Annotated in this window: 24 protein-coding genes; 14 read left to right on the forward strand and 10 right to left on the reverse strand. The window is 44.8% G+C overall.

Going from position 1 to position 25,553, the window contains the following annotated elements:
- Positions 1-269: 269 nt before the first annotated feature.
- Together WC496_05735 and WC496_05740 are read right to left on the reverse strand one after the other, a co-directional pair.
- A complete protein-coding gene (locus WC496_05735) occupies positions 270-773 on the reverse strand; it encodes a PEP-CTERM sorting domain-containing protein (GenBank protein ID MFA5292519.1) in 504 nt (167 codons plus the stop codon).
- Between the two features lie 81 nt (positions 774-854).
- Positions 855-2,075, reverse strand: coding sequence for a hypothetical protein (locus tag WC496_05740; protein MFA5292520.1), 1,221 nt, complete (start codon positions 2,073-2,075; stop codon positions 855-857).
- Positions 2,076-2,839: 764 nt separating this feature from the next.
- Between WC496_05740 and WC496_05745 the strand changes: the two genes are divergently transcribed.
- Both WC496_05745 and WC496_05750 read left to right on the forward strand, forming a co-directional pair.
- Entirely contained in the window at positions 2,840-4,729 is a 1,890-nt protein-coding gene (locus tag WC496_05745; GenBank protein MFA5292521.1) for a phosphoenolpyruvate carboxykinase (GTP), read from the forward strand.
- 133 nt (positions 4,730-4,862) lie between these two features.
- Positions 4,863-5,276 carry a hypothetical protein gene (locus WC496_05750; protein ID MFA5292522.1) on the forward strand — a complete coding sequence of 138 codons (414 nt, stop codon included), beginning with the start codon at positions 4,863-4,865 and terminating at the stop codon, positions 5,274-5,276.
- Positions 5,277-5,282: 6 nt separating this feature from the next.
- Here the strand turns inward: WC496_05750 and WC496_05755 are convergent, their stop codons facing one another.
- The 6 genes from WC496_05755 to WC496_05780 all read right to left on the reverse strand — a co-directional run bounded on the left by WC496_05755 (position 5,283) and on the right by WC496_05780 (position 11,920).
- On the reverse strand, positions 5,283-6,767 hold the full coding sequence (locus WC496_05755; protein MFA5292523.1) for a LamG-like jellyroll fold domain-containing protein: 1,485 nt from the start codon (positions 6,765-6,767) through the stop codon (positions 5,283-5,285).
- Positions 6,768-7,197: 430 nt separating this feature from the next.
- Positions 7,198-8,118 (reverse strand): alpha/beta hydrolase, encoded by a 921-nt coding sequence (locus tag WC496_05760; GenBank protein ID MFA5292524.1) that lies wholly within the window; start codon positions 8,116-8,118, stop codon positions 7,198-7,200.
- Complete coding sequence (locus WC496_05765) at positions 8,115-9,569, reverse strand: VCBS repeat-containing protein (protein ID MFA5292525.1); 1,455 nt, start codon at positions 9,567-9,569, stop codon at positions 8,115-8,117. Before WC496_05765 ends, WC496_05760 begins: the two co-directional genes overlap by 4 nt.
- Positions 9,570-9,668: 99 nt before the next feature.
- On the reverse strand, positions 9,669-10,286 hold the full coding sequence (locus WC496_05770) for a hypothetical protein (GenBank protein MFA5292526.1): 618 nt from the start codon (positions 10,284-10,286) through the stop codon (positions 9,669-9,671).
- 18 nt (positions 10,287-10,304) lie between these two features.
- Positions 10,305-11,372: a tetratricopeptide repeat protein gene (locus WC496_05775; protein ID MFA5292527.1), complete on the reverse strand. Its 1,068-nt coding sequence runs from the start codon at positions 11,370-11,372 to the stop codon at positions 10,305-10,307.
- Positions 11,373-11,440: 68 nt separating this feature from the next.
- Positions 11,441-11,920 (reverse strand): MarR family transcriptional regulator, encoded by a 480-nt coding sequence (locus WC496_05780; protein MFA5292528.1) that lies wholly within the window; start codon positions 11,918-11,920, stop codon positions 11,441-11,443.
- Positions 11,921-12,216: 296 nt separating this feature from the next.
- On the opposite strand from WC496_05780, the gene WC496_05785 reads away from it, so the two are divergent.
- From WC496_05785 to WC496_05840, 12 genes are all read left to right on the forward strand, one after another.
- Complete coding sequence (locus WC496_05785) at positions 12,217-13,920, forward strand: cation:proton antiporter (protein ID MFA5292529.1); 1,704 nt, start codon at positions 12,217-12,219, stop codon at positions 13,918-13,920.
- Between the two features lie 18 nt (positions 13,921-13,938).
- A complete protein-coding gene (locus WC496_05790; GenBank protein MFA5292530.1) occupies positions 13,939-15,615 on the forward strand; it encodes a cation:proton antiporter in 1,677 nt (558 codons plus the stop codon).
- A gap of 46 nt (positions 15,616-15,661) precedes the next feature.
- The gene (gene rnpA, locus WC496_05795; GenBank protein ID MFA5292531.1) at positions 15,662-16,123 is read left to right on the forward strand and encodes a ribonuclease P protein component; all 462 of its coding nucleotides are present in this window, start codon (positions 15,662-15,664) and stop codon (positions 16,121-16,123) included.
- Positions 16,124-16,136: 13 nt separating this feature from the next.
- The gene (yidD, locus tag WC496_05800) at positions 16,137-16,418 is read left to right on the forward strand and encodes a membrane protein insertion efficiency factor YidD (protein ID MFA5292532.1); all 282 of its coding nucleotides are present in this window, start codon (positions 16,137-16,139) and stop codon (positions 16,416-16,418) included.
- Positions 16,418-16,657, forward strand: a complete 240-nt coding sequence (locus WC496_05805; protein ID MFA5292533.1) for a MerR family transcriptional regulator — start codon at positions 16,418-16,420, stop codon at positions 16,655-16,657. The genes yidD and WC496_05805 overlap by 1 nt, the downstream gene beginning before the upstream one ends.
- Before the next feature lie 15 nt (positions 16,658-16,672).
- Positions 16,673-17,599, forward strand: a complete 927-nt coding sequence (locus tag WC496_05810) for an MlaD family protein (protein MFA5292534.1) — start codon at positions 16,673-16,675, stop codon at positions 17,597-17,599.
- Positions 17,600-17,668: 69 nt separating this feature from the next.
- Positions 17,669-19,441: an indolepyruvate ferredoxin oxidoreductase subunit alpha gene (gene iorA / locus WC496_05815; protein ID MFA5292535.1), complete on the forward strand. Its 1,773-nt coding sequence runs from the start codon at positions 17,669-17,671 to the stop codon at positions 19,439-19,441.
- Positions 19,438-20,022, forward strand: coding sequence for an indolepyruvate oxidoreductase subunit beta (locus WC496_05820; protein MFA5292536.1), 585 nt, complete (start codon positions 19,438-19,440; stop codon positions 20,020-20,022). The genes iorA and WC496_05820 overlap by 4 nt, the downstream gene beginning before the upstream one ends.
- A complete protein-coding gene (locus WC496_05825) occupies positions 20,019-21,302 on the forward strand; it encodes a phenylacetate--CoA ligase (GenBank protein MFA5292537.1) in 1,284 nt (427 codons plus the stop codon). The genes WC496_05820 and WC496_05825 overlap by 4 nt, the downstream gene beginning before the upstream one ends.
- 28 nt (positions 21,303-21,330) lie before the next feature.
- Positions 21,331-22,359 carry a TRAP transporter substrate-binding protein gene (locus WC496_05830; protein MFA5292538.1) on the forward strand — a complete coding sequence of 343 codons (1,029 nt, stop codon included), beginning with the start codon at positions 21,331-21,333 and terminating at the stop codon, positions 22,357-22,359.
- Positions 22,360-22,854: a TRAP transporter small permease gene (locus tag WC496_05835; GenBank protein ID MFA5292539.1), complete on the forward strand. Its 495-nt coding sequence runs from the start codon at positions 22,360-22,362 to the stop codon at positions 22,852-22,854.
- A complete protein-coding gene (locus WC496_05840) occupies positions 22,851-24,155 on the forward strand; it encodes a TRAP transporter large permease (GenBank protein MFA5292540.1) in 1,305 nt (434 codons plus the stop codon). Before WC496_05835 ends, WC496_05840 begins: the two co-directional genes overlap by 4 nt.
- Before the next feature lie 2 nt (positions 24,156-24,157).
- On the opposite strand, the gene WC496_05845 is transcribed toward WC496_05840, so the two are convergent.
- Positions 24,158-24,784, reverse strand: coding sequence for a hypothetical protein (locus tag WC496_05845; GenBank protein MFA5292541.1), 627 nt, complete (start codon positions 24,782-24,784; stop codon positions 24,158-24,160).
- Between the two features lie 149 nt (positions 24,785-24,933).
- Positions 24,934-25,482, reverse strand: coding sequence for a DUF2617 family protein (locus tag WC496_05850; protein MFA5292542.1), 549 nt, complete (start codon positions 25,480-25,482; stop codon positions 24,934-24,936).
- Between the last annotated feature and the right edge of the window lie 71 nt (positions 25,483-25,553).

Below are 25,553 nucleotides of genomic sequence, written 5' to 3' on the forward strand. Positions count from 1 at the left end.
GATGTCTGTTGGTGTATGCGGCTGTACATTCATGGCAAATTTCCTTTTTAGGACAACTATGCCATAAGTTATACGATAGCGCAAGTCTTATTTTCTGGCGCGCGAAAATTTATTGGAATGCGTATAATACATATTTCCCTCATATAAGCGTCGTTTTTTTATATATAAATTAAATCTTCGTGGCCTTCGTGTACTTCGTGGTGAGACGTGAGCGCAAAAAAAAGGGCTGGTTTTAGACCAGCCCTTTAACATTTAAGCCTTCAAAAGACTTATTTCTTCCTGAGCAGCAATCCGCCGAGGCAAAGCAGGGCAATTGTCGCCGGCTCTGGAATCTGGTGAATAACCAGAGAATCAACCGGCTCGAGGTTTTCATCTGTTAGAACGATGAGTACATCACCAGGTCCTTCGCAATGGAACTGAACAGCGCCGAATACACCCGGTCCACCCTGTGCAGTGCCTGGCAGTCCGAAATCACCATTCCAAGCATCTCCAATGCCCTCAATTAAACCGTAGGGCGTCCAGCCTGGTACTCCGGCTAAGGCCGGAGGAATATAGACTTCACTCAGACCTGTCCAAGAACCAGGGCCTTCCACTAGAATAACCATAGTGTTAGCATTCATTTGGATGTCCTGATAGACACCGATCCAAGCAAAATCGCTTGGCGCCATTGTAATCTCAGCACCAGCTTCTAAGCCGTTGACCACCAACGACAGTTGTGCGCCTGCCAACGGGGCAAGACACAGAACCAATAAAACAACTAACAACTTCTTCATCTTAATACCTCCTTAAAAAATTAACATTCGAACGTTAAACATTTAATTTCCTATAATTAACATTCATTTTACATTTAACAATTAGGGAACCATGTTTCCCGGTACACAATTAGCTGGCGTGCCCGTACCTTTTGGCGACTCTTTAACCTGCCAATAACTAATCAGGATATTGAGGTCTGTCTGAGACACCCTGTAATAACCCGTAATCGTATTTCCAGCCTTGACATGGTCAAAGTCAGCGCAGCCCTGAACTCCGGTGAGACCCGGACCCTTTGGAGAATTCTTAACCTGCCATGCAGAAATAAGAACATTCAAGTCCGTCTGAGATACATAATAATACCCAGTAATCGTGTTACCAGCTTTCAAGCCATCGGCGTCGCCGTGGCACTGTCTTGGATAGCACCAGCAATTTGGTTTGCCTGCGTCAACCCATTCGGCATAATTAGCCTGGTTGCCGTAGCACTCGGTCTTAAAGCTCCAGGTTGCACTTGCAGCACTGTCGCCTGCGCCATTAGTTGCCACTACATTCCAATAATAGGTTGTATTCGCTACCATCGTGCCGGTATCAAAGGTTACTGTCGGCATAGCAACTGTACCCGCATAAGCCGGCGGGTTAGTGGTACCGAAATAAACTTTGTGCGACTCAGCACCACTGCCAGCCGTCCAAACCAGGTCGGTTGTAGTGGTAACTTTTGGATTAGCATTAGTCGGGCTTACATTCGTCGGTGCGCCTGGCGGGGTTTGTAACACCAGTATGTCGTTAACTTCGCCCTGTGAACCGTCTTCAAAAACGAGTCCGCCACGATAAGTATCTTCATCAGCCATTGCGATCTCTGTGGCAGTGCCCGGAGTAAAATTCAGGCTGCACAGTGTGTCGCCTTCCGCCGGAGCATTTACCTCGCCGACGTACAGCGAACCGAACTCAAGCACGATAGTGTCTGTTGTAAAGCCAACACCTGCACCTGGATCGCCGTTAACTGCCTGCGGCGTACCATAACCGTCTACTAAGCCGGTAGTGGTGTTGATGTCTATTGTTGCCGGATAGATACCATAGCCCTTATGATTTGGCTGGTTACTTTCGCCAACCAAATAACTGCCGCTTACAAAACTGTCGAATGTACCGCCAGTAATTGTAAGTTCGAGAGCAAACGCTCTTGGACGTGTAGCTGTTGTCGTACCCGCGCCGCTGTATTTGACATCGACAACATTTGAAGTGCCTTGTCTTTCGAGATAGACATCCAAAACACCAAATGCCTGCGAAGCACATAAAGCAATCGCTAAAACTAAAATCAGCTTCTTCATTTCACTTACCTCTCAAAAAATTATTCTCTTTTTTTCTTACGTCCCGCTGAACCCCTCGTCCAGCGCGGTTTTGATTTCTTTATTCCTTCCGTTCACCACCCTTTTGCCTGAAAGAAACCGAACAAGCAAAAAAACTCAATCAACAAATCAGACATGGAAGGCACGTCTGATCCTGAGCTCTCTCCTTTTCCAACACCTCCTTTCAGCCCGAAGGCAAAAAGCAAATATAAAATTTCTTTGGTGCTACACCGTTCGGCACTGGTAATAGCACATCGTTATACTAACACCGGGCAAGTCAAAAATCAAGGAAAAAATGAAAAAAATCCACATTTTCAGTATTGAAAACGCTATTAAAGAGCTTAAAGGACCACATATTTTCGGCATATTTCTCCCTCAAATATGTCCTATAAAATAATTTTTGGGGGAAATTTTTTATTTTAAAAAATAATCTTCATTTTTAATCTTAAAAACCGATATCCTCTTAAAAATAAGCTGAAAAATGTATTTTTATAGGAAGTTGCGATAAAAAGATAATGGAAATTGACAATATCTTGTTTTTGTTAATTTTAGTCGCCCTGACAGCCGTAAACAGGACATGACAGGTTGGCAATGTGCGATAAAATGAAAAATTTGGAAAATTATAATAAAAGGTTTGACTTCTTTGTCTAAAATTTTTAGTATTCGGCGGTTTTTGCGCATATTCAGACAAAAACATTCTAAGGCAAAACTCAAAATAATTTTTTTTTGAAAGGAGCGGACGAACTATGGCTGTAAAAAACGCCAAACAGTTCCTGCAGGAAAAACTGGACAAAGAAAATTTTTCGAAATTATCAGCTATCGGAAACGATAAGCTTTATCAGTTTATCGCTGATTCTATAGAATTGACAAAGCCGGCAAAGGTTTTCGTTTCTGCCGATACGCCGGAAGATGTTGAATATACACGTACCCAGGCCGTAGAGACCGGCGAAGAAAAGCCGCTTAATATAAAGGGACATACTATCCACTTTGATGGAATGGAAGACCAGGGCCGGGACAGAGAAGTTACAAAATATCTGGTTCCAAAGGGCCAAACCCTCAGCAAGGCGCTTAACCAAATCGGAAGAGAAGAAGGTCTGACTGAAGTCAGCGGTTTACTGGCCGGTTCGATGCAGGGCAGAACAATGGCTGTCCGCTTTATGACGCTGGGACCAAATAACTCGGCATTCAGCATTCCCTGCGTCGAATGCACCGATTCGTTTTACGTTTCTCATAGTATGAATCTGCTGTATCGGCTTGGCTACGAAGAGTTTAAACGGCTTGGAGCAAAGGCAGAATTTTTCGCTACGCTGCATTCCTGCGGTAAAATGGATGAGCGTATGGTCAGCAGCGAAGGCGACAAGAAACGAATCTATATCGACTACACAACAGATACCGTTTATGCAGTCAATACCCAATATGGCGGCAACACAATAGGACTCAAGAAACTTGCGCTGCGATTGACTATCCGCAAAGCCGACCGCGAAGGCTGGCTGGCTGAACATATGTTCCTTTCCGGGGTTTACGGCAAAGGCGGCAGGAAAACTTATCTGGCCGGTGCGTTCCCGAGCGCCTGCGGCAAAACCTCCACGGCAATGCTGCCGGGCGAGACTATTCTCGGCGACGATATCGCATACTTCCGCGCAATCGACGGCAAGTGCAAGGCTGTCAACGCTGAGTTCGGCATCTTCGGGATTATTCAGAATGTTACCGAAAAAGACGACCCTGCGATTTGGGATATACTGACAAAGCCGGGCGAAGTAATTTTCTCCAATGTTCTCGTAAAAGACGGAAAACCTTACTGGCTCGGTATGGGAACGAACATACCGGCTGACGGCGAAAACTATTCAGGCCAATGGCACAAAGGCAAAAAAGACGCAAAAGGGGCCGAAATCGGCTGTGCACACAAAAACGCACGATACGCGGTAAATCTCAGCGCACTGAAAAATTGCGACCCGGAACTGGACAATCCGAAAGGCGTGGATTTGGCCGGTGTTATGTACGGCGGACGTGACCCGAAATCATACGTTCCCTGCCAGCAGGGATTCGACTGGGAACACGGCATTGTCGCTTACGGCGCATCACTGGAAACCGAAACAACTTTCGCAACCGTCGGCAAGGAAGGCGTGCCGGAGATTAACCTGATGAGTATTCAGGACTTTGTGGCAATTTCGCTGGGCAAATATGTAAAGAACAATCTCGATTTCGGCAAAAAGCTCAAAAATCCGCCGCTGGTGTTCGGCGTAAATTATTTCCTCCGTGACAAAGACGGCAAATTCACCAATGGCGTCCGCGATAAACACGTCTGGGTAAAATGGATGGAACTGCGAGTCCATGGCGAAGCAGGCTGCAGAGTCGCACCAACTGGTTTAATACCCTGCTATGAGGATTTGAAAAAGCTGTTCAAAGAGGTTCTCAATAAAGACTATACTCAACAGGATTATATAAATCAGTTTACAATCCGCATAAAGGAAAACCTTGCCAAGATAAACAGGGTTGAGAAATACCATCGTGAAAACGTGGCCCAGTCGCCTGCCGAGGTGTTTAAGGTTTTGGCAGAGCAGAAAAAACGGCTCGAAGAAGCAGGCAAAAAGTTCGGCGATTTTGTTTCGCCGTTTGACCTGCCGGAACAGAAATAGACACAGATTAACACAGTGTTTTAGACACGGATTTACACAGATTAACACTGTATAAAATCTTAAAACCCCGGTTAGTATCGCCGGGGTTTTTTATTTTATGGCTTGTTGACTTAATAATTAAAAAGTATTAATTATGGTTATGCAGAAGGCTGTGCAAATAAACAAATTGACCGCAGTAAGGTCGTTTTATCGAAAAATCATATTGAGGATGATTTTGTTGATGCTCCGCCTGAAGTTTGCGTTGACTTTATTTGGGAGCTTACAAGGGAGATTTGGTCGCTTACCGGAAGTAAAGATGCTGAACGAAGATTACAAAGACATATTACAACTCTTCACAGACAACAACGTTAAATATCTTGTTGTCGGAGCGTATGCGCTTGGCGCTTATGGTTTTCCGCGGGCAACAGGCAGAGAAAAAGATAGTATTGATATTAAAAATCTGCTCGCGTCAAAGAAGAAAATAAGAGATTACTCAAGTATACTTTTAAAACATCGGAAAAAAGCCGGGCAAGAAACCCGGCTTTTTCTGATGTGTGCTGATTTATAGGCAGCTTTACGGGTTCTGATATAAACTAAGTACACCCGCATCCGTCATCGGATAATTGTGCATAGTAACTTCATCAATATATCCCTTGAAATATCTGCTGCTGTATCTGCCTACATAGAGGTAGCTGTCGCCCCGTTTGAGAGGTTTGGAATATCCGGCGTTGTAAGCTCTCTTTGTGCCGTCTACGTACAGCTTGATTCTCTGGTTGCCGCTGTCAAATCTGTTGTATACACCGATGATGTGATGCCACTGTCCGTCGAGTACATTAGCAACGTCCGCAGTTACAGAGTCATGGCCGCCGTCAGGATAGTAAATAAAGAAAGACAACTGTGTAGAGCTGCCTAAATACAGACGGAAATTGGTTGTGCCGTCCATATTTACAATGGCCTTGCTTGTCTGGGAATCTGTACTCTTGAACCAGGCGCCAACTGTCAGGTAGTTACCTGTATCGAAATCTGTCGTATCAACAGGAACTCGTACATGATCATTGGTTCCATCAAAGTACAGACAATTGCTGACTACACCGCTGCCGCTCCATGTCGGACTGTTTATCAACGAGCCCGGATTGGCATAGCCGGAAACATCGCCTGCGGTCGAACCGGAACCCTCGTCAAACTGCAAATTCATTACACATTTAGAATAACCGGTAAGGTATCCTTTGGTGGCATAAGACCAGGTGCGTGCATAACGGCAGTTATCATAATAAACAATAGTATCAAGGTCTGAATAGCCGCGGTAGGTACCTATTTTCCAGACAAAGTTATCGGTTTGGGCCAGTGTTTGGCCGTCCGGCAAATATTGCCAGCCCAGACGCATATTGGTGCCATTATACTTCTGTTCGAATCCTCCAGTTGCCGGGTTCATCAGGTAGGCCGTAACCTGTCCGTTAAGACCATTTGAAGAATCATTATCAAATGCGACGGCAAACAGGAAATGATACCATCTGTTTTTTTCCAGCTGGCCGAAATCATAGAGGGTGTTGGTGACCTGCTGGCCCGGCGGACTGTCATATTTACGAATAAGGAATATATGGTCAGAACCATCAAGACTTAACTGCAGAGCAGGTCCCCATGAATCGCACTGCCACCACTGTGAAAATATCATCCAGTTATCCGGTTCGGTTTCGGTCGGTACATAAAAGGCTAACGAATAATACCGTATGCCATCATCGATATCCATTCCTGTCAGCATCTTATGTTCGGTACGGTCATTATCCTGACTTGGAGATTCGGTACACAAAGATTCATAACCGTTAACCCCCATATAAGGAACAGGATTGGTAACATGCACCCAGTCCTGACCGGAGCCCTGCTGTGAATAATATGTTGTTAATCCGTCATCGGTGATTTTTCCGTCACCGCCGATACTTGCGCCATAATCGCCATCGATTTCAAACGAATTAGTCCCCGGACCAGCTTCGGCCATTACATAACTTGCAGGGCAGATTATCAGGGTTATCATCAGATACCAAATCATACAGTTTTTTTTCATACAGACCTTCCTTTCTGTGGATAGAGTTGCAAACTTGCTGTCATCCGGGCAGCATCATTTTAAATGATTTTTGTAACAACTTAACAATATGATCAAAACGGGGTGCCGGCTTTTGCCCGTTTCGACGCAGACATTCAATTAAAATAGTTGGTAACAGGAAGGCATGTAAAAGATTTTCTTCTGTTGCAGCTCTGGCCTCAAAACCCTGTTGAATCGTTTCAATATTACCCCACGGATTAATCATGTCAACATAATTTTAGATTTTTATAATGCAAAAATCCGGAATTTTTTTTAAGAGTTTAAGCCCTTTGTCAGCAAAATATTAGATTTGAATTAATTATGAATGGATATATTTTGTCTGACAGGAGCAAATAAATCCTGTGGTAAAACAGACAGATTCATTTTTGTATTATTTTATCGTCGGGGTTTTTTATTGCTCCAGATAATCCTTTATTTGTGAAAAAACCATCGCCCGCACTTCTTGGGATTCATTAAACAATTCATGTCCGCAGTTTTCAACTAATTTTATTTGGGTATTACCGAATTTGGATTGAATAAATTTCAGATTATACTTCCACGCTACGATATTGTCTTTTGTGCCCTGGATAGTCAGAGTCGGACGCGGTGAAGTTTTTGCATCTGTAATTTTCTCGTCCCATCTAAACACAGCCCCGACCCATTTCAGGGAAATCTTTTTGGCCTGCAGCGGGTCTTCGTATTTTACGAATCTCAAAAAATCCTTATCGGAAGAAACCCTGCGAAAAACTCTCGGCAAAAAGTCGCAGAAATGCCGGCTTATCGAAAATCCTATTTTCGATAATAACCACCAATCGCTTCGCTCCAATGGTGCAGCTAAAATTACTTTATCGAAACTATCGTCGCAACCTGCAAGCAAATAATCCACTATTATTGCGGCGCCGGTGCTATGGCCGATTATATGGTACGGTCCGTGGAGTTTCGTTTTGATTATCTTTAAGAAATCGTCGAGCGATTCGCTGTATTGTGTGAAATCGTCAATCGCAGTCCGCTCGCCGCCGGACAGGCCGTGGCCGGGCAAATCGAAAACCGCAACAGCAAAACCCAATTCAACAAGATATTTGATAAGTTTGCTTAACAAGCCGCAATGGCCCAGATAGCCATGAAGGATAATCACGGTCGCTTTGTAATCGGCAGGCTGGAAAATGTGGCCACAGAGCATAAACTCACCGCTTTTAAATGTGCCGAGTTGATGTTTGATTGTTTCATTTGCCAAATCCAAACCATAAAAGCGAAGATATGAATTAACCGCCGGACAATCAGCGGTTTTTTCATTTAATGGTCGTAATTGTTTTTTAAGTTCGTCAATATTCATTGTGAGAAGGAATACTCTAATATAACCGCCTTATTGTTACGTTCAGATGCCAATAATAATTTTTCGCCTTCAGTTTCACTTTCTGGTACAATAGCAACAGCTGCATTAGACACTCCATATTTATACACATCGGTTCTTTGGTATACCAATTTTCCATTATGGTCATAGACATACATAACTAAAAGGTCAGGATGCAGCCCTTTTCTAACTATAAGGTATGGCGGCTGTTGTTTTTTTAATTTAACCGCTACTGCCTTTACATTTCCGAATTCTCTGCAGCCCGGCGCATCGAGCGAAATAACTGTATCCCCTTTAAAATCAACAAGCCTGATTTTATTGTTTTCAGTCAGGAGTATATTCATTTCAGATTTGTCATTGGGCCATTTAATCAATGCAAATTCGTATGATTTTGTCGCAATTTCGAGTGTTTTTATCACCGTACCGGCCGCATTAAGAATCTCAAATTTAGTTTTCCCGCCCGCATTATTTGAATTGTCATAAATGATTTCCGCTTTGCCGTCGCCATCGATATCTGTCATTTCCAAATGTCCCATCGCATTTACAGGATGTGTCCATTTAGTATTGCCATTGCTGTCTATAAGTTGTATCCCCTGTTTGTATGGATAAAAAACTGCAATTTCCGACCTGCCGTCGCCGTCCATATCTCCAAAAACTGCTCCACCCATGCCACCGGTTTTATTATCCGATGGAGTAAACTTCCAGACTTCTTTCCCCTGATGGTCAAAAACATATACGCCTTTCCCATATCTATATCCAAGAAATCTGCGGGAATCGGCGATATCAGAGCTCAACGGCTTTATAAAATTGAATCCCAAACCGCCAAACCCCAGCCGGCTCTGTTCCTGGTATTTGTCGTTGAGAAACACAACCTCGGTTCGCAGGGCTGCCATAATCTGTTTATCATCGCCATCGTTACAGCTCATCCGGTATATGCCGTTTATCATTGGAATATCTGTACTGTTACTGAAAACAATTTTTTCTGCAAAAAAATTTGATGAGGCTTTATTCAGTGATTTTTTTAGCTCAACAGGTCTTCCCTGTTTAATTAAATGCCTTACGGCAAAATAACTCAATTGTTTAAAGCCAAAGAATATCGCTGGAATAGCCGCAACTATTATTATTACCCTTACTAATTTTATTGCCTTGGGAAAAGTAAATGTAACCATCCTGTCTATCAGGTATGGAATAACAAACCAAAGCGCAGACCCAATAACGCCGTATTCAATTAATGGCCTAACTCCGCCGAATATGCTGAATATAGACCGTGGTATTAATAAAAGCGGAGCATCCAAGTAAAAGAAAATGATAAAGACAAGGCCCGCAGTACTTGATTTGCAATTAATATATACAGAAAAAGCATATATTGCCAAACCAAGATGCAATGCCGCCAATACGATACCAATCTTAAATCCTATTGACGTCCGCCTCATAATCTGTCTCCCGTATTCGGTTGTTTTTGAGTTAATTCGCGGCAAAAATAATTACCAAATAGCTTTCTATTGAATCAAAGCAGTTAAGCATTTTAGACCTTATTTTTCAGCGGCTGCATTATCATTAGCATCTTCTGCGAGCCAGATAAATTCCTTCGGCTCGGCGAAAATCGAGTTCGCATCATCCGTTGCGTTTATGCCGCAATCGATAATAAATTTCTGAAGCTCTTCGGTTTCGGCCGTCAGAATAATTTTGTCATCCACTTTTTCATGTCTGACGACATTAGGGTCGGCCTTGATGATTTTATCAACTTTTTCGGCATCTACCATTGCAATTTTCAGCGTCGGGTCCATCTGCACAATTCTCATAAACGAATGCGTACCGATAAGATGCTCCTGATACAAATCGATTCCCTTCTCTCCGGATTCTATCGGATAGACATCGAGAAAAAGCGTATCCTGAAGTTTTCCGAGTCCCGCCGCGAAGGTCCCCTTCTTGCCGTCCTTTTGTGTTATGACAAGTTTGTAGGCGTCTGCGTCTTCAAACCGGCTGAAATGCCAGGTCTCATTTGAATCTGCCGCTTTCCATACTCCAGAAAGATTCGGGTCGAAAAATACCTGGTCTTTCGTAAAAAGCGGATGCAGAGACGATTGTACGCAGCCGCCTAAAACAACAGCCAGCAGATAAAACGCGATGATTTTTATTTTTGTTTTCATAACATATCCTTTCATAATTTATGGCGCTATAAATAAATCTTCATTCGGCAGACGACTGGTCGGCCATTCCATAGGTTCAAGTTTATTTGCCTTTTCCAACGAAATTTCAGCTTCCTGCTTTTTGCCTTGTTTTCGCTGAACATCAGCAATTTGCCGGTATGCGATTGCCAGCAAAGGATTACACGGCTGGGGTTTTATGTTAATAAACTGAGAAATGGCTTCCTCGGCTTTATCATACTTTTTAGCTCTTTTGTAATGATGTGCCAAATTCAAAAGAATATTACAGGTCGAACTGTCAAGTTTCAATGCCTTGTTGATATGCTCAACTGATTTTTGCATATCTTCCTGAGGCAAATCGCCATTATGCATATATTCACGAGCGAGACCAATATGTGCCCGGGCATTGTCGGGATACTGTTCAACGATTTTTTGCCATATAGCGATTTTCTCCTGACGATTTTTTCTCGGCTGTATTTCGCAGCGAGCCTTTGCGCCACAGACTGCATCAAGCAGCTCTAATTCCCGAGCGTGGTGTTCAGCTTTTTTCTTATCGCCGCCGCAGATTGGGGGCAAACGGTCATAACAGCCCATCAGCGCGAGCCGTGCCTGATGGAAATTGGGGTCTATCTCCAGAGCTTTTTGATAATTTTTTATGGCGTTTCTGGTTTCAAAAGGCATAGCGGGCATTGTCCAGACAAAATGCGCATCGTATATGGCGTTATATGTTTCAACTTCACCTGCCCAGTAGTGATAACGGGCATTTTTGCCATCCAGTTTAATTGCCTTATCGATAGCCTTTTGAGCTTTTTTGAGTTTGACTTTCATTGTTTTTTGTCTCTGCTTTACATCGTCCGGCTTGTAATCGGGGCAATCTATAAGCGTATAAAAATAGTCTCTTGCCAGCTCAAAATAAACCGCAGTGTCGTTTGAATCTGCTGCTGCGGCATTTTCGAGCAGTTTGATTGCTTCGATAGTTTTGCCGGCCAATCTCAAATCAAATGCCTCCTGTGCCGGCGATTGCGCCTTTACACAATTGTTCAGTAAAAAACATACGACTAACATACATACAATTCTTCGAGTAAACATTTTTAAACCCTTTTTATATATATTGTTAATATATTAACTATTCTGTCAAAAAAAATATAAGTTAGGTTTTACGCCAATTTACTAATGTCGGCTCTTACCTTTTCGAGAGTCTCTATAAGTTTTTTAAGCTCGGCCCGATTAAAGCCTGCCATTGCCTGCTTTACCAGTTCCGCATAAAGCGGTTCGGTTTTTTCGAACATCTTTTTCCCCTTTGCGGTTAGTTTGATTATATTTGTCCGCCTGTCGGCCGAATCGCTCGTTCGCACAACAAGAGAGGCCTTTTCCATTCTGTCTATAAGCGTTGTGATATTTGCGCGGTTGACGAGCATCATATTGCTAAGCTGCGCCTGATTTAGGCCGTCCTGGTCTCCGGTTTGATAATGCAGAAGCATCAAAACGTTAAACTGGACATCCGTCAGGTCGAAGGCCTCAAAAAAGACATCAGCATGTTTCTTGAGACTTGTTGCCGTATAGTAAATATTCAGCAAGGCTTCATGTTCAACAACGTCGAATCCTCTTTTTAATTTTAATTCTTCTTTAAGTGCCATAATTTATATCTCACTGGTTAATAGTTAATATATAAAATATATATGTACTAACAAACTGTCAAGAGAAATTTTAAAAATTTTTTGGCTAATCCCTTAAAATCCCCTAAAAACCGACAAAAATGTCGTTTTTGAGCTAAAAACCCGTTAAACAGCAGGGAATCCACATGTTTTTTAGAGATTGCTTTCCGCAACAGGCGGGTATTATAATATTATCTGCTTTTGTCTTGCGGTCGGCTCAGCAGATACTTAGAATTGCCCCTTTTAATCTTGGTTGAAAATTCATTCAGGTGAAATCTATGGCTTCAATACTTGAAAATTTCAGAACGTTCGATTTCCATCATCTGAACATCCTGCTGCTGGTCGGCCTGGCGATCTTTTTCGCTACCGCAGGCGCAAGGCTGTTTCAATGGATGCGCATACCGAAAATTGTCGGTTATCTCGTCATAGGTATTATCATCGGGCCGGTAACCCACATTATTCCATACCAGACTGTTCAAAAGCTGGAACTTTTTAATATTTTCGCGCTCGGCGTAATAGGTTTTCTGATAGGCGGAGAACTAAAGAAAGAAACATTCACCCGGCTCGGCAAGCAGGTTTTTTACGTCCTGTTTTTCGAGGGAATGACGGCATTTCTATTAGTCGGCGTCTTTAGTTTTGCAGTAATGTTGTATTTCTACACATGGCAGCAGGCTATCGCGGTCGCCGTTGTGTTCGGAGCAATTTGTTCTGCGACAGACCCGGCCTCAACGGTAAGCGTACTGTGGGAATACAAGGCTCGCGGCCCGCTTACGACAATGCTGACGGCAATTGTCGCTCTTGACGATGCGCTGGCTATGATGCTTTACGCAATCAGCGTAAGTATCGCAGGCGTTATCACAGGAGAAGGCGGCGAGGGGCTTGTGGCGGCCCTTACTTCATCTTTTATGGAAATTTTCGGTTCCGTCGTAATAGGTGTAATCGCCGGAGCTGTTTTAAATAAAATACTTAAATGGATTGACGACGCAGAGCAGGTTCTTGTTTTCACATTAAGTTTCGCCCTTCTGATTATCGGCCTGGCAATGGCTCTCCATCTCGATGTGATTCTGTCGGCAATGACTCTGGGCGTAACTTTGATAAATATCAACAGCAAGCGAACTGAAGATTGTTTCAAGCATATGCACCAGTTAAGCGCTCCTATTTATGTCCTGTTTTTTGTTCTCGCAGGAGCAAGACTTAACATCTCTAATATAAACACCGTAATTATCCTGCTTACAGTTGCGTATGTCGGAGGCAGTATCTTCGGCAAAACACTTGGCTCGTACCTCGGTGCAGTCGTAAGTAATTCCGTTCCGACAATAAGAAAATATCTCGGCTTTTGTCTCTACCCGCAGGGCGGAATAGCTGTGGCGCTGCTGATTATCGCAAGCAGCCGATTCAACGATGAAATGGCCGCCATCATGCTCCTGGTCGTAATCGTCGGAGCGTTGATTTTGCAGCTTATCGGGCCGATATTCGTAAAAATAGGCGCAGGCTGGGCGGGAGAGCTCGGGCTTAACGTAACCGCGGCAGACCTTATTAAAATTCATACGACCTTCGAGATGATGGATAAGAAGGTCCCCGTCATTAATACCGGAACACAGGTTGGAGAAGTGCTGCAAACTATCAGTTCCACTTCTGACAATTTCTATCCAGTGCTGAATAATGAAAATAAACCGGTAGGCTCGATTTCGCTTAACAGTATAAGAGACGCCATTTCCTATCAGGAAATTAATGACTGGCTGGTCGCGCTCGATATAATGGAACCTGTTAACGAAACCATCGATGAGAAAATGCCGCTTAATGACGCCCTTGAAAAAATGAAAGAGCTTGATACTGATTTTCTGCTGGTCTGCTCAGCGGACAATAAATACGCCGGGATGCTCGACCAGCGAAAAGTAATTCGGCATATTGATGGCGAAGTTCTGGCAAAACAAAAAGATGCTGATAGAATGTATGACCATAAGGCTCATAAATCAGCTTAAAGATTTTTTTATTAATCAATGGACACTTTCGGACATTTAAACCTGCTTTTGCTGCTTGGTATTGCCGCTTTTGGCGGCACAATCGGCGCTAAAATCTTTCAGAAACTCCGTATCCCGCAGGTGGTAGGCTACATAGTTATCGGCATAATACTCGGCAGTTCCGGATTTAACGTAATTACAGCAAAAACAGTCCAGTATTTCAGTCCTTTCAATATGTTCGCCCTGGGAATAATCGGGTTTATGATTGGCGGCGAACTGAAAATTGAGGTGTTTAAAAAATACGGCACCCAGTTTACCATCATACTTTTGACCGAAGGTCTCTTCGCTTTCTTTGCCGTTACGATTCTCTGCACACTCGCAGGCAAAATTTTTATGCCGAATGTCACCTGGAAATTTTCACTCGCTCTCGGTCTGCTGCTCGGCGCCATTTCGTCCGCGACGGCCCCGGCCGCAACGGTAGATGTCCTGTGGGAATACAAGACACGCGGCGCTTTGACAAGGGCGGTTCTCGCCATAGTCGCGCTCGACGACGGCCTGGCCCTGCTTTTATATGGTATAGTCGCAAGCATAGCCGGCATTCTTACAGGCTCACAGCATGACACTCTTGCAAAAGCTATCTTAATGCCTGTTTATGAAATTTTCGGTGCGATAGGCATCGGTGTTGTCACCGCGATTGTGCTTGTGTTCCTGATGAAATACATTATTGAAGCCGGACAGGTCCTGACATTTACACTCTCGGCGGTTCTGCTGACTATTGGTCTGTCAATGGCTTTAAATGTCGATTCAATCTTAGCGGCGATGGCTTTCGGCTTTGTAATAACCAACTTTCGGCCGAGAAGAAGTCTCGACACCTTTAAGATGATAGAAACTTTCGCTCCGCCGATTTATGTGCTTTTCTTCGTCCTCGTCGGCGCCCGGCTGCAGATTGCAAGTATGCAGTTATGGGCGATTGTGCTTGCGGCGGTATATGTCATAGGAAGAACAGCGGGAAAAATGAGCGGTGCATGGTTCGGTTCGGTAATCTCGAAAGCGCCGACCGTTCTCAGGAAATATCTCGGCCTGTGCCTTTTCAGTCAGGCCGGTGTCGCGATAGGTCTTGCTATCCTTGCAAGCCAGAAATTCGAAGGCCAGGTCGGTCAGACAATAATACTTATTATTACTTCCACTACATTCCTGGTCCAGATAATCGGACCGCCCTGCGTCAAGCTCGGCGTCAAACTCGCAGGCGAAGTCGGCCTGAACGTTACCGAAGAAGACCTGATAAGAAAATATAAAGTAAAAGATGTTATGGATATCAACCCGCCGGTGATACGCGAAGAAATGCTGTTAGATGAAATCCTCGATATCTTTACGAAAACCGATAGTCTTTATTATCCGGTGGTGGACAATCAAATGGCTGTAAAAGGAATTATAACCGTTCCGGCCATCAGGGACACCTTCGCATATCAGAACGTGGCTAACTGGTTGCTCGCTATCGATATCGCCCAGCCGGCCATTGACAAAACAACCCCTCACACGCCCCTGGACGAGGCACTGGAATATATGAAAAAATACGAACTTGAGTATTTGCCGGTTTGCGTAGAAGACAATAAACTGCTTGGCGTCATTAACGCAAGAGCGGTAAATCGCAAAATCAGTGCGGAAATCATTAAAAATCACGAACAAGCCGATGAATTAATAACGGCTGTTGTTTAAATTTATTCTATAAATCCTGAAATCAAGTGTTTTTGAGTCCTGTTTTATGGCAAATTGCAAATTTCCCAAAAAAGCGAAAATCAGCTCAAAAAAAGATTTCAGGGCCATATTTAATCATAAGTTGTTCTTTAGGAATGACTTAATGACTTTGTACCTATCCCCCAACGGCCTTGGGAAATCAAGATTTGCCGTATCCATAAGCTCAAAAATCGCCCCTGCCGCCATCAGAAACAGGCTAAAACGGCTCGCCAGGGAGGCGTTCCGGCTAAGCCAAAATGAGATTTTGCCCGGTTTTGATTATCTTATAATTTATTCTCGAATGTTGTCGAAAAGAGGCTATTCTGATATAAATCCCATTAGAGGTAAGACATCAAAGATGTCTGACAACTGCCACAGACAGCCTACCTCTAACGGGATAAAGAAAATAACCTTAAATGAAGTCAGGCAAAGTTTTATCGAACTTGCCCGGCAGGGATACAAACGTTTTGATAAAAAACATAATAAATAAGATAAGCGGCCTTATGAAAGAAACAATTGTCCTTATAATAAAACTCTATCAATCGAGTATAGGACGGTTCTTAGGCGGCCAATGCAGATTTGTGCCGAGCTGCAGCGAATATGCTATTGAAGCGGTCAGGCAATTCGGACCGCTAAAAGGAACATATATGGCAGTGAAACGTCTTTTAAGATGTCATCCTTTCGGCTCAAAGGGTTTTGATCCGCCTTCGCTCCCTCCTTCGTTAAAACTATGGAGGACAAGCAAGCTGCGGCGGACAGGTTCGCCTGAGGCAAGCTCGAAATAATGAAGGCAAAAGAAAAATTAATATCTATCGGCAAGGCTGCCAAACTGGCCGGCGTCTCGACACAGTCGCTGCAATACTATATAATGGTCGGCCTGATAAAACCGGCATTGGTAAGCGAAACGAACAGAAGAATGTTCGACGAACAAAATATTGAAAGGATAAAACTTATTAAAAAAGTCAATAAGTCCGGTTATCCGCTTCGCGCGATACGTGAACTTTTTCTCGAGGGCAAAATATAAATTAAAGGAATAGTTATGAGCGATTATGATTATATACAGCAAAAACGAAATATGATTGTCGGGGCATTCGTAATTGTCGGGGTATGCGTTTTTATTTATATGGTTTTCCTTTTCGGCGAACTTCCCGTGGCAATGGCCAAACTCACATCTTTTTCCATAAATGTAAGATTTCCATCTGCGCCGGGAGTTCAGGAAAATACTCCCGTTCAATACTGCGGCTATCAGATAGGCCGAGTAACAAATGTTTCGCCGCCGACGCCTTTCAGGAAAAATGACGGCACATTTATCCATCAGGTTATGGTGGAAATGGCCATATCAAAAGATTACTCCGAGATTCCAGCAAATGTAAAAGTCAGACTTTTCAGGCGAGGAATGGGCAGCAGTTTTATTGAACTTGGCTCTGCGCCGATGACGCCGGCAGATTTCAACAGTCTCGAACCGAAATACCTGCGAGGCGGAATGATTCTGCAGGGAGAAAGCGGCACGGCAAGCGAGCTATTGCCGGAAGGCCTGCAGAATAAGATTGAAGAGTTTTTTACAAAGGTCACGAAGCTTGTTGACAATACAAATGCGATTATAGGCGACGAGCAAAATAAAGATAATCTGAAGAATACGCTTGCCAACCTGTCGAAGGCGACTGAAGAATCAATCGTTACCCTGCAGCAGATAAAAGAGTTCTCTCAGACGGGTAAGGAAAAACTGGCGGCTGTTTCCGATTCTGTTACCAACACCAGTGAAGAACTGGGCGCAACGCTTATCGAAGTGCAAAGAATCCTTAATAAAATCAACAGCAGTCAGGGCACTATAGGAAAACTTGTCAATGATGACAGATTATATGAAAATCTGGTTAACAGCAGCGAAGAGCTCACTATGGCGATTAAAAAGATGCAAAAGCTGCTCGATAAAACCAGCGAGAAAGGTATCCAGGTAAAAATGTTTTAACCCTTTACGGGTTGTTTAATCATTTCGGTTGTTCTTCCCGATTATGAAGACTCCGATTCAGGAGGCAGAATGGCCGCCAGGGCACAAAAACAATTAATGTCAGGCAACGAAGCTATCGCACGCGGCTCCTACGAGTCAGGCGTCACCTTTGCGTCGGGTTATCCGGGGACGCCATCCACAGAGATACTCGAAAATGTCGTTAAATATAAAAATGATATTTACTGCGAATGGTCGCCGAACGAAAAAGTCGCGTTCGAAGCGGCAGCGGCCGCATCCTGTGCGGGGGCAAGGTCGATAGTTACAATGAAACATGTCGGCTTAAATGTCGCAGCGGACCCGCTAATGACTTTAAGCTATATCGGTGTCGAGGGCGGCTTTGTAATTTGCGTCGCAGACGACCCGGGAATGCACTCATCGCAAAACGAGCAGGACAGCCGCCAGTACGCACGCTTTGCCAAAATCCCATTGTTCGAACCTTCGGACAGCAGCGAGGCAAAGGAATTTCTCATTAAGGCGATGGAAATATCCGAAAAATACAAAACGCCCGCAATGCTCCGTTCAACTACAAGGATAAGCCATTCGTGCAGCCTTGTGGAAATAGCCGAGAGAAAAGAAAATCCGAAGAAAATAGCCTTCGAAAAAAATCCTCAGCGTTTCGTACCTGTGCCGATTTACGGCAGAGAAATGCGGAAAAATGTCGAGCAAAGATTGAAGGACATGGCCGACGAAGCCTGCGAAAGCGAACTTAACCGTATAGAATGGCGCGACAAATCGCTGGGCATTATATCCTGTTCGATTGCATATCAGTATGTTCGTGAGGTCTGGCCGGACGCTTCGGTTTTGAAACTCGGTTTTTCATATCCTTTCCCGGACAAACTCATAAGGGAATTCGCAGCAGGCGTTAAAAAAGTTTTAGTCGTTGAAGAACTCGATGATATTCTCGAAGAGCATATACGCGCGATGGACATAAAATGCCTCGGCCGTGAATTTGTCCCGGGCATAGGCGAACTTTCAATCTCAACATTACAAAAATCACGCGCGAAAATGGAGGGGAAAGAACTTCCACAGGAAAAAATACTGAAATATTCCGACCAGCTCCCGGCGAGGCCTCCGGTGCTTTGTCCGGGCTGTCCGCACAGAGGAATATTTTTCGCACTTGCAAAACATGATGTGGTTGTAACCGGCGATATCGGATGTTACAGCCTCGGAACTTTTAAACCGTTAAACAGGCTCGATATTATTCTTTGTATGGGCGGCGGAATTTCAATGGCGCACGGACTCGACAAGGCCGGTGAAAAAAAGAAAGTTGTCGGTATTGTCGGCGATTCGACATTTTTCCATTCAGGCATAACCGGCCTGCTCGATATCGCTTACAACAAAGGTAAATCAACCATCATCGTCGTCGATAACAGAACGACGGCAATGACAGGACATCAGGACCACCCCGGTACCGGCAGAACTCTTATGGGCGAAAAGACAAAGGCAATTTCCATACAGGAAATCGGAAAGGCCTGCGGCATAGAAAGAGTCGTTACTGTTTATCCTTACGATATGGAAAAAACTCAGAAGGCTATCGACGACGAACTTAACGCAGATGAACCTTCGTTAATTGTTTCTTACGCACCGTGTCCACTGAGAGAAAGAAAAAGAGTCGGCCAAATCCGCCTGATAGACGCCAAGCTCTGCAAAAATTGTAAAATGTGTCTCAAGCTCGGCTGTCCCGCCATTAACGGAGCGGGCGAAAAACCGGTTATAGACAATCTTATGTGCAGCGGCTGCGGACTTTGTCAGCAGGTTTGTCCATTTGATGCGATAAGCACCGTTGAGGAGGAGCAGCTATGAGCGATAACCAGATAACAAGCGTTGTTTTGTCAGGTGTCGGCGGCCAGGGTATTCTTCTGGCAAGCGAAATAACCGCCAACACCGCGATGCTGGCCGATTTCGATGTAAAGACCAATGAGGTCCACGGAATGGCTCAGCGCGGCGGGTCGGTACTTGCGCAGATTCGATACGGCAAAAAAGTTTACAGTCCGCTTGTCGCAAAAGGCACGGCAAAAGTTCTGGTCGCACTGGAGCAGATTGAAGCACTGCGATTCAGCGATTATCTTGCGCCTGGCGGCGTTGCCGTAGTAAATTCGCAGGCAATTATTCCGGTTACGGTCTCATCCGGGGCCGCGAAATATCCGCAGAACGTCAGGCAGAAGCTCGAAGATGTTTTCGACAAGCTTGTTTTTATAGACGCCGCGAAAATCGCAATAGAAGCAGGCAATATAAGAGCGGCAAATGTTGTCCTGCTAGGTGCTATGTCCAACCACCTTGATTTGCCGATTGATTGCTGGCTGAAAGCGATTGAATCCGCCGTAAAAGACAAGTACGCCGAACTTAACAAAAAAGCTTTTTATGCCGGGAGAGATTATAAATGAGCGAAGTTTTTTTTCAGAAGGAGACGGAAACAGCCTCCGGCGAGTCGATTCGCAGGCTCCAGACCGAAAGACTAAAGCAAATCGCACAACATGTTTATTCCGCAAACCAGGTTTATAAAAAACTGTTCGATTCTGCCGGCGTAGTTCCGGAAGACATCGAGACGATTGACGATATTGAAAAACTTCCTCTTACGAACAAGGAAACGTTCCGCGACAATTACCCGCTGAAATTATGCTGCGTCGGCACGAAACAGCTTGCCGAAATGCACATGTCCAGCGGTTCGACGGGTACGCCGATTGTGATGCCTTATACTATCGCCGATATCCAGCAATGGGGCGATTGTATGGCGAGATGCTATTATATGGCCGGAGGAGTAAAAGGAGACACCGTACAAATAACGCCTTCGTTCGGCCTGTTCAACGGCGGATTCGGAATGTATCACGGCGCAAGGGCGGCGGGACTTTTTATCATACCTACAGGCGCTGGAAATACACACAGGCAGATAAAGCTCGCAAAAGATTTTAAAACAAAAATATTAATGGGCGTTGTAAGCTATGGCATCAGGATTATGGAAGTTCTTACCGAGCAGAAGGAACAACTGCCCGACCTGAAAATCGGCATATTCGGCGCCGAGATTTTTACAGAATCAATGAAGAAGAAAATCGAATCTGGTCTCGGAATAGAGGCATTCGATATTTATGGTATGACCGAGACCGGCGGAGTGGGAACTTTGGGAATGGATTGCTCCGCCCATAACGGCATACATATCTGGGAAGACCATTATCTCGTCGAGGTTCTCGATAAAGACAGCGGCAAAGCTGTCGAGGACGGAAAGTTCGGCGAGCTGACAATAACATCGCTTACGCGCCAGGCGCTGCCGGTCATAAGGTTCAGAACGGGAGATTTGACGCGAATTATTTCGCGCGATAAATGCTCCTGCGGCAGAACGCATGTTCGTATCGCACCGATAACTGGAAGAGTTGACGATATGCTGATTGTAAAGGGAGTTAACTTTTTCCCGCGACAGGTCGAACAGGCCCTTATGCAGATACCCGGCGTCGGCTCGAACTATCAGATAATAATTGAAGAGGCGGACGGCGTGCAGGATGTCAGAATCAATGTCGAAGCCGAATCGAACGTAACCGGCTATATGGTTGAAAAAGTCCTCAAGGAAGCGCTGGGCTTCAGTCCCAAGGGCGATGTTTATGCAATCGGCGAACTGCCGAGACAGGAAGGAAAGGCCAAAAGGGTCTTTTATAAAAACAAACAGGAGCAGTAAAAATAATTTTTTTTCAAGGAGACTTAAAATGAAAAAGTACGTGTATTTGGTAATTTGTTTTCTACTGGCTTGTGTGTGTTTGAACAGCTGCAAAAAAGGAGAAAACCAAACTGTTCAGGAACCTGCGAAAAAAATAATAACACTGACTTACGCTAATTTCCCGCCGGCTTCGACTTTTCCGTGTGTGCAGATGGAAAGATGGAAAACCGAGGTTGAAAAACGTACAGGCGGCAAAGTGGAAATCAAAACATTTCCCGCCGAGTCTCTGCTCGAAGCCAAGGGTATGATGGACGGTGTCATAGCGGGACAAGCCGATATAGGCTGTCTTTGTATGGCATATCAGCCGGGCAGATTTGTTGTTACCAACGCGACTTCTCTTCCGCTTGGCATACCGGACGCCAAAACAGGCAGCAGGGTTTTATGGGAACTTTTCAAAAAGCATAATCCGGAAGAATTTTCACAGGTAAAGGTTCTTACGATGTTCGCTACCGCTCCGTCAAATATTATGAGCAAAAAACCGGTTAAGACTCTTGAGGATACAAAAGGTATGTCTCTGCGTGCATCGGGCGGCGCAGGTGAAATCCTCAAAGCCTGGGGCGCAAATATGGTGGGTATGCCGATGAGCGCAACTCCCGAGGCGCTGCAGAAAGGCGTCGTGCAGGGATTGTTCTCTTCGCTGGAAGTTATGAAGGATTTCAATTACGCCGAGATGTGTAAATATGTAACGATGACGAACACGTCGATTTATCCGTTTGCCGTGGTAATGAATAAACAGAAATTCGATTCGCTGCCGGACGACGTGAAAAAGGTTTTTGACGACCTCGCTTCCGAGCAGATGGCATGGACCGGCGATTATATGGACAATCACGTGGCCGAGGCAATCGCCTTCTCGAAGGAAAAATATCAGGTCGAATTTATCGAACTCAATGCCGAACAAAAAGCCCAGTGGAACAAGCCTCTCGAGCCGATTGTCGCGAAATGGATAGAAGACAATAAAGCGAAAATTCCCGCTGAAGAAATTGTCGCCGACCTGAAACAACTGATTGAACAGAAATAAATGATTAAATATTTAGAAAAAACAGATACGATACTGCGCAAAATCCTGGTATCGACGGCGGCGATATTTCTGCTGGCTATGCTTTTTTTGACCTGTGTCAATATCGTAACCCGCAGATTCTCCCTGCCGATACAGGGCACATTCGAGCTTACCGGTTTATTCGGCGCCGTTGCCGGTGCCGCGGCACTTGGGTACACACAAAAGAAAAAAGAGAACATCGCCGTTGATATCCTTGTGAACCATATGCCGAAATCCGTACGGACAACCGTCTCTGTTATAAACGACTTCGTTTGCGCGGCGTTTTCCGCTCTGGCCGCCTGGCAGATTATTAAAATCGGCCTGACCCATATAAGAAGCGGCGAAGTTACCGAAACGCTCAGGATAGTTTCTTATCCTTTTATATTTTTAACCGCGGCAGGCTTCGCGGCGCTGGGATTTGTTTTTGTTATCGATATGCTCAAAACCGTCACGGCCGGAGGAGAAAAACAACCATGAGTCTTACAGCGATTGGTTTGTTCGGCATAATTGCCCTTATGGCCGTTTTATTTCTTACGGCCACGCCTGTCAGTTTCGCAATGGCGGTGGTAGGCTTTGTCGGTTTTTGCTGCGTCGTGTCGTTCGATGCCGCGGTAAATATGGTCGGTTCGGTTTTATGGTCGACTTTTTCAAAATACGACCTTACCGTAATACCGTTATTCATCCTTATGGGTCAGATTGTTTTTTATTCCGGCATAAACGAAAAGCTGTATCACGCGGCTTTTAACTGGGTAGGTCATATTCGCGGCGGAATAGCAATGGCGACGGTGCTCGCCTGTTCGGCCTTTGCGTCGATTTGCGGCTCGAACACGGCAACTGCCGCCACGATGGCTACGGTGGCGCTGCCTCAAATGAAAAAATATCATTATCATCCCCGCTTAAGCACCGGTTCCGTCGCGGCCGGTTCGACACTGGGCGTTGTAATTCCACCGAGCGTCGTATTGATATTGATAGGTTTGTCAACGGAGCAGTCGATAGTAAAACTTTTTTACGGCGGCATCGGCGCCGGTATATTGCTTACGTTCCTGCTTATAGCAACGGTTTATATTATTTGCCTTATAAAACCTCAATGGGGTCCGGTCGGCGAAAAAGTAGATTTCAAAACGAAGGTAAAATCGTTGTCCGGCGCAGGCGAAATGATTCTGCTTTTTCTGCTGGTAATAATCGGTCTTTACGCAGGCTATTTCACACCTGCCGAGGCGGGCGGAGCCGGGGCTTTCATCGCTTTGGTTATCGCCGCTGCACGCAGACAAATGCCGTTAAAGCAGTTCCTCGGCGCTTTAAAGGATACGCTCAGGGCCTCGAGTATGGTGATAATGATTGTCGCAGGCGCGATGATTTTCGGGAAATTTTTAGCCGTTACCCGGCTGCCTTACAATATCGCCGACTGGGTAGTAACATTATCTGTTCCCAAAAGCGTTATTATGCTGACAATTTTCGCGATTTATATTATCGGCGGAATGATTATGGACGCCCTGGCCCTGCTGATAATAACACTGCCGATATTTTTCCCGATTGCCGCCAATTTAGGTTATAACCCATTGTGGTTCGGCGTAACCATTACAGTGATTACAACTTTGGGAGCAATCAGTCCGCCGGTCGGCGCGACAACTTATGTCGTGGCGGGAGTCGCGAAAGATGTCGGTCTTAAAAATGTTTTTAAAGGTGTAAGTTATTTTATGCCAGCGTATATTATATGTGTTCTTCTGCTGATGGCTTTCCCGAAAATAATTACCCTGCTGCCGGCATTGATAAAATAATTTTATTGTCCCTGTTTTTTCGCCATTTTCGCAAGACTATCCAGGCACAGCTGCGACCATGTCTCCATAGTATCCCTGACTTCCTGCAGCTCGGCAGTACCCATAAAGTCCATTTGAGTAATCATCTGTTCCCGCCTGCTGACCGTTGGCGCATCCAGTGTCCAGTAGTGGACTACGCCGAGATGCACGCTTCCGACTTCGTTGGATTCATCATTAAGAAGAGCGGCGATTTTATCGGTATAGGTGGTATCTACTGAAACTTCTTCAGCTACCTCTCTTTTAACCGCTTCAAGATAAGTCTTGTAAGTGTCCAAACTAAATAGTGTCCAGTCAACCGGATTTATATGGCCGCCTATTCCGATGGAACGTTTGGAGACAAGCCTTGTTTCGCCTGCGCGTTTGCCGCGAATATAGCTGAGGCATTTGCCATTATGACTCATAATCACGTAAGGAATGAGCTGCTTGAAAGACGGGTCCTTTTCGGCCTGCGACCTGTTCATAAAACGGGGAACGCCCCTGGCGAAAATCTTGTCCAGATAATGCTCGACATCGAATACAAGCCCCTGAAACATTCCTGCCTGTTCAAGAACTTTTCGTTCTATTACCAATACCTGTTCTTCCTGCGCCATTAGTTCGTTCCTTTTTTAAAATATTTTCCAGAGGATAACCTGTTTTGTTCTGTCTGTAAAGACAATCCGGCAGAGCCATATCAATTAAGATGGCATCAGTATAGACAGAGTTTATTTGCAGGTCAAATACTTAAGGAATGACTCTGGATTTAGTGCATATCGAACAGGGACTGTGTCTTTATGATTGTCACCTGGTCGGGATATGCGTGGAACGCGTGAATGTGCAGTTCGTCCCGTCTTGCCTCGAAATCAATATAGCTGAACGGCTCAAGGCCGCCGATGGCAAGTTTGGGGAACTTTACAAATATGCCGCGATTACGCGCAAACTTTTCAAGGTCCGTATGGCTTTGACGGTACAGGTTCGGACTCATCTTTTCGACCTGAAAATCCGTCATATAGCTAAGGCCCTTGGCGAGTGTGCATTTATGATTTCTCTGGCCGGCGAATCTGAATCTTTCAATCAGGCCGCGGCGAGGCAAAAGCTGAGTCGGCGTGCTGATAAGTTCAGACAGACAAAGGTCGCTGGCGAAAACGCTCACTACATGCGAACCGCCTGTAGCCCAGATGATCGCTTCGTATTTATCCGTTTTTATAGTGCGTTTTTCATAGATGTTGAAAAGTTCCGGATGAAGCGGCCTTTGGTAAAGCGTAAAGGTCAATTCACTGACAACGACATTTGTATTAGGTGTATCCATCATTAATCCCAACCCTCAGAAGTAATTGTTTCGCTTGTTCTGATGGTGTTATTCTACCAGAAAAGGCTCTAAAA

The organism is Phycisphaerae bacterium, assembly GCA_041652575.1.
Taxonomy (GTDB): domain Bacteria; phylum Planctomycetota; class Phycisphaerae; order Sedimentisphaerales; family UBA12454; genus UBA12454.

Coding starts and splice junctions, on each gene's coding strand:
- WC496_05735 (MFA5292519.1), bottom strand. CDS start 773: ATGAAGAAGTTGTTAGTTGTTTTATTGGTTCTGTGTCTTGCCCCGTTG.
- WC496_05740 (MFA5292520.1), bottom strand. CDS start 2,075: ATGAAGAAGCTGATTTTAGTTTTAGCGATTGCTTTATGTGCTTCGCAG.
- WC496_05745 (MFA5292521.1), top strand. CDS start 2,840: ATGGCTGTAAAAAACGCCAAACAGTTCCTGCAGGAAAAACTGGACAAA.
- WC496_05750 (MFA5292522.1), top strand. CDS start 4,863: ATGGTTATGCAGAAGGCTGTGCAAATAAACAAATTGACCGCAGTAAGG.
- WC496_05755 (MFA5292523.1), bottom strand. CDS start 6,767: ATGAAAAAAAACTGTATGATTTGGTATCTGATGATAACCCTGATAATC.
- WC496_05760 (MFA5292524.1), bottom strand. CDS start 8,118: ATGAATATTGACGAACTTAAAAAACAATTACGACCATTAAATGAAAAA.
- WC496_05765 (MFA5292525.1), bottom strand. CDS start 9,569: ATGAGGCGGACGTCAATAGGATTTAAGATTGGTATCGTATTGGCGGCA.
- WC496_05770 (MFA5292526.1), bottom strand. CDS start 10,286: ATGAAAACAAAAATAAAAATCATCGCGTTTTATCTGCTGGCTGTTGTT.
- WC496_05775 (MFA5292527.1), bottom strand. CDS start 11,372: ATGTTTACTCGAAGAATTGTATGTATGTTAGTCGTATGTTTTTTACTG.
- WC496_05780 (MFA5292528.1), bottom strand. CDS start 11,920: ATGGCACTTAAAGAAGAATTAAAATTAAAAAGAGGATTCGACGTTGTT.
- WC496_05785 (MFA5292529.1), top strand. CDS start 12,217: ATGGCTTCAATACTTGAAAATTTCAGAACGTTCGATTTCCATCATCTG.
- WC496_05790 (MFA5292530.1), top strand. CDS start 13,939: ATGGACACTTTCGGACATTTAAACCTGCTTTTGCTGCTTGGTATTGCC.
- rnpA (MFA5292531.1), top strand. CDS start 15,662: ATGGCAAATTGCAAATTTCCCAAAAAAGCGAAAATCAGCTCAAAAAAA.
- yidD (MFA5292532.1), top strand. CDS start 16,137: ATGAAAGAAACAATTGTCCTTATAATAAAACTCTATCAATCGAGTATA.
- WC496_05805 (MFA5292533.1), top strand. CDS start 16,418: ATGAAGGCAAAAGAAAAATTAATATCTATCGGCAAGGCTGCCAAACTG.
- WC496_05810 (MFA5292534.1), top strand. CDS start 16,673: ATGAGCGATTATGATTATATACAGCAAAAACGAAATATGATTGTCGGG.
- iorA (MFA5292535.1), top strand. CDS start 17,669: ATGGCCGCCAGGGCACAAAAACAATTAATGTCAGGCAACGAAGCTATC.
- WC496_05820 (MFA5292536.1), top strand. CDS start 19,438: ATGAGCGATAACCAGATAACAAGCGTTGTTTTGTCAGGTGTCGGCGGC.
- WC496_05825 (MFA5292537.1), top strand. CDS start 20,019: ATGAGCGAAGTTTTTTTTCAGAAGGAGACGGAAACAGCCTCCGGCGAG.
- WC496_05830 (MFA5292538.1), top strand. CDS start 21,331: ATGAAAAAGTACGTGTATTTGGTAATTTGTTTTCTACTGGCTTGTGTG.
- WC496_05835 (MFA5292539.1), top strand. CDS start 22,360: ATGATTAAATATTTAGAAAAAACAGATACGATACTGCGCAAAATCCTG.
- WC496_05840 (MFA5292540.1), top strand. CDS start 22,851: ATGAGTCTTACAGCGATTGGTTTGTTCGGCATAATTGCCCTTATGGCC.
- WC496_05845 (MFA5292541.1), bottom strand. CDS start 24,784: ATGGCGCAGGAAGAACAGGTATTGGTAATAGAACGAAAAGTTCTTGAA.
- WC496_05850 (MFA5292542.1), bottom strand. CDS start 25,482: ATGATGGATACACCTAATACAAATGTCGTTGTCAGTGAATTGACCTTT.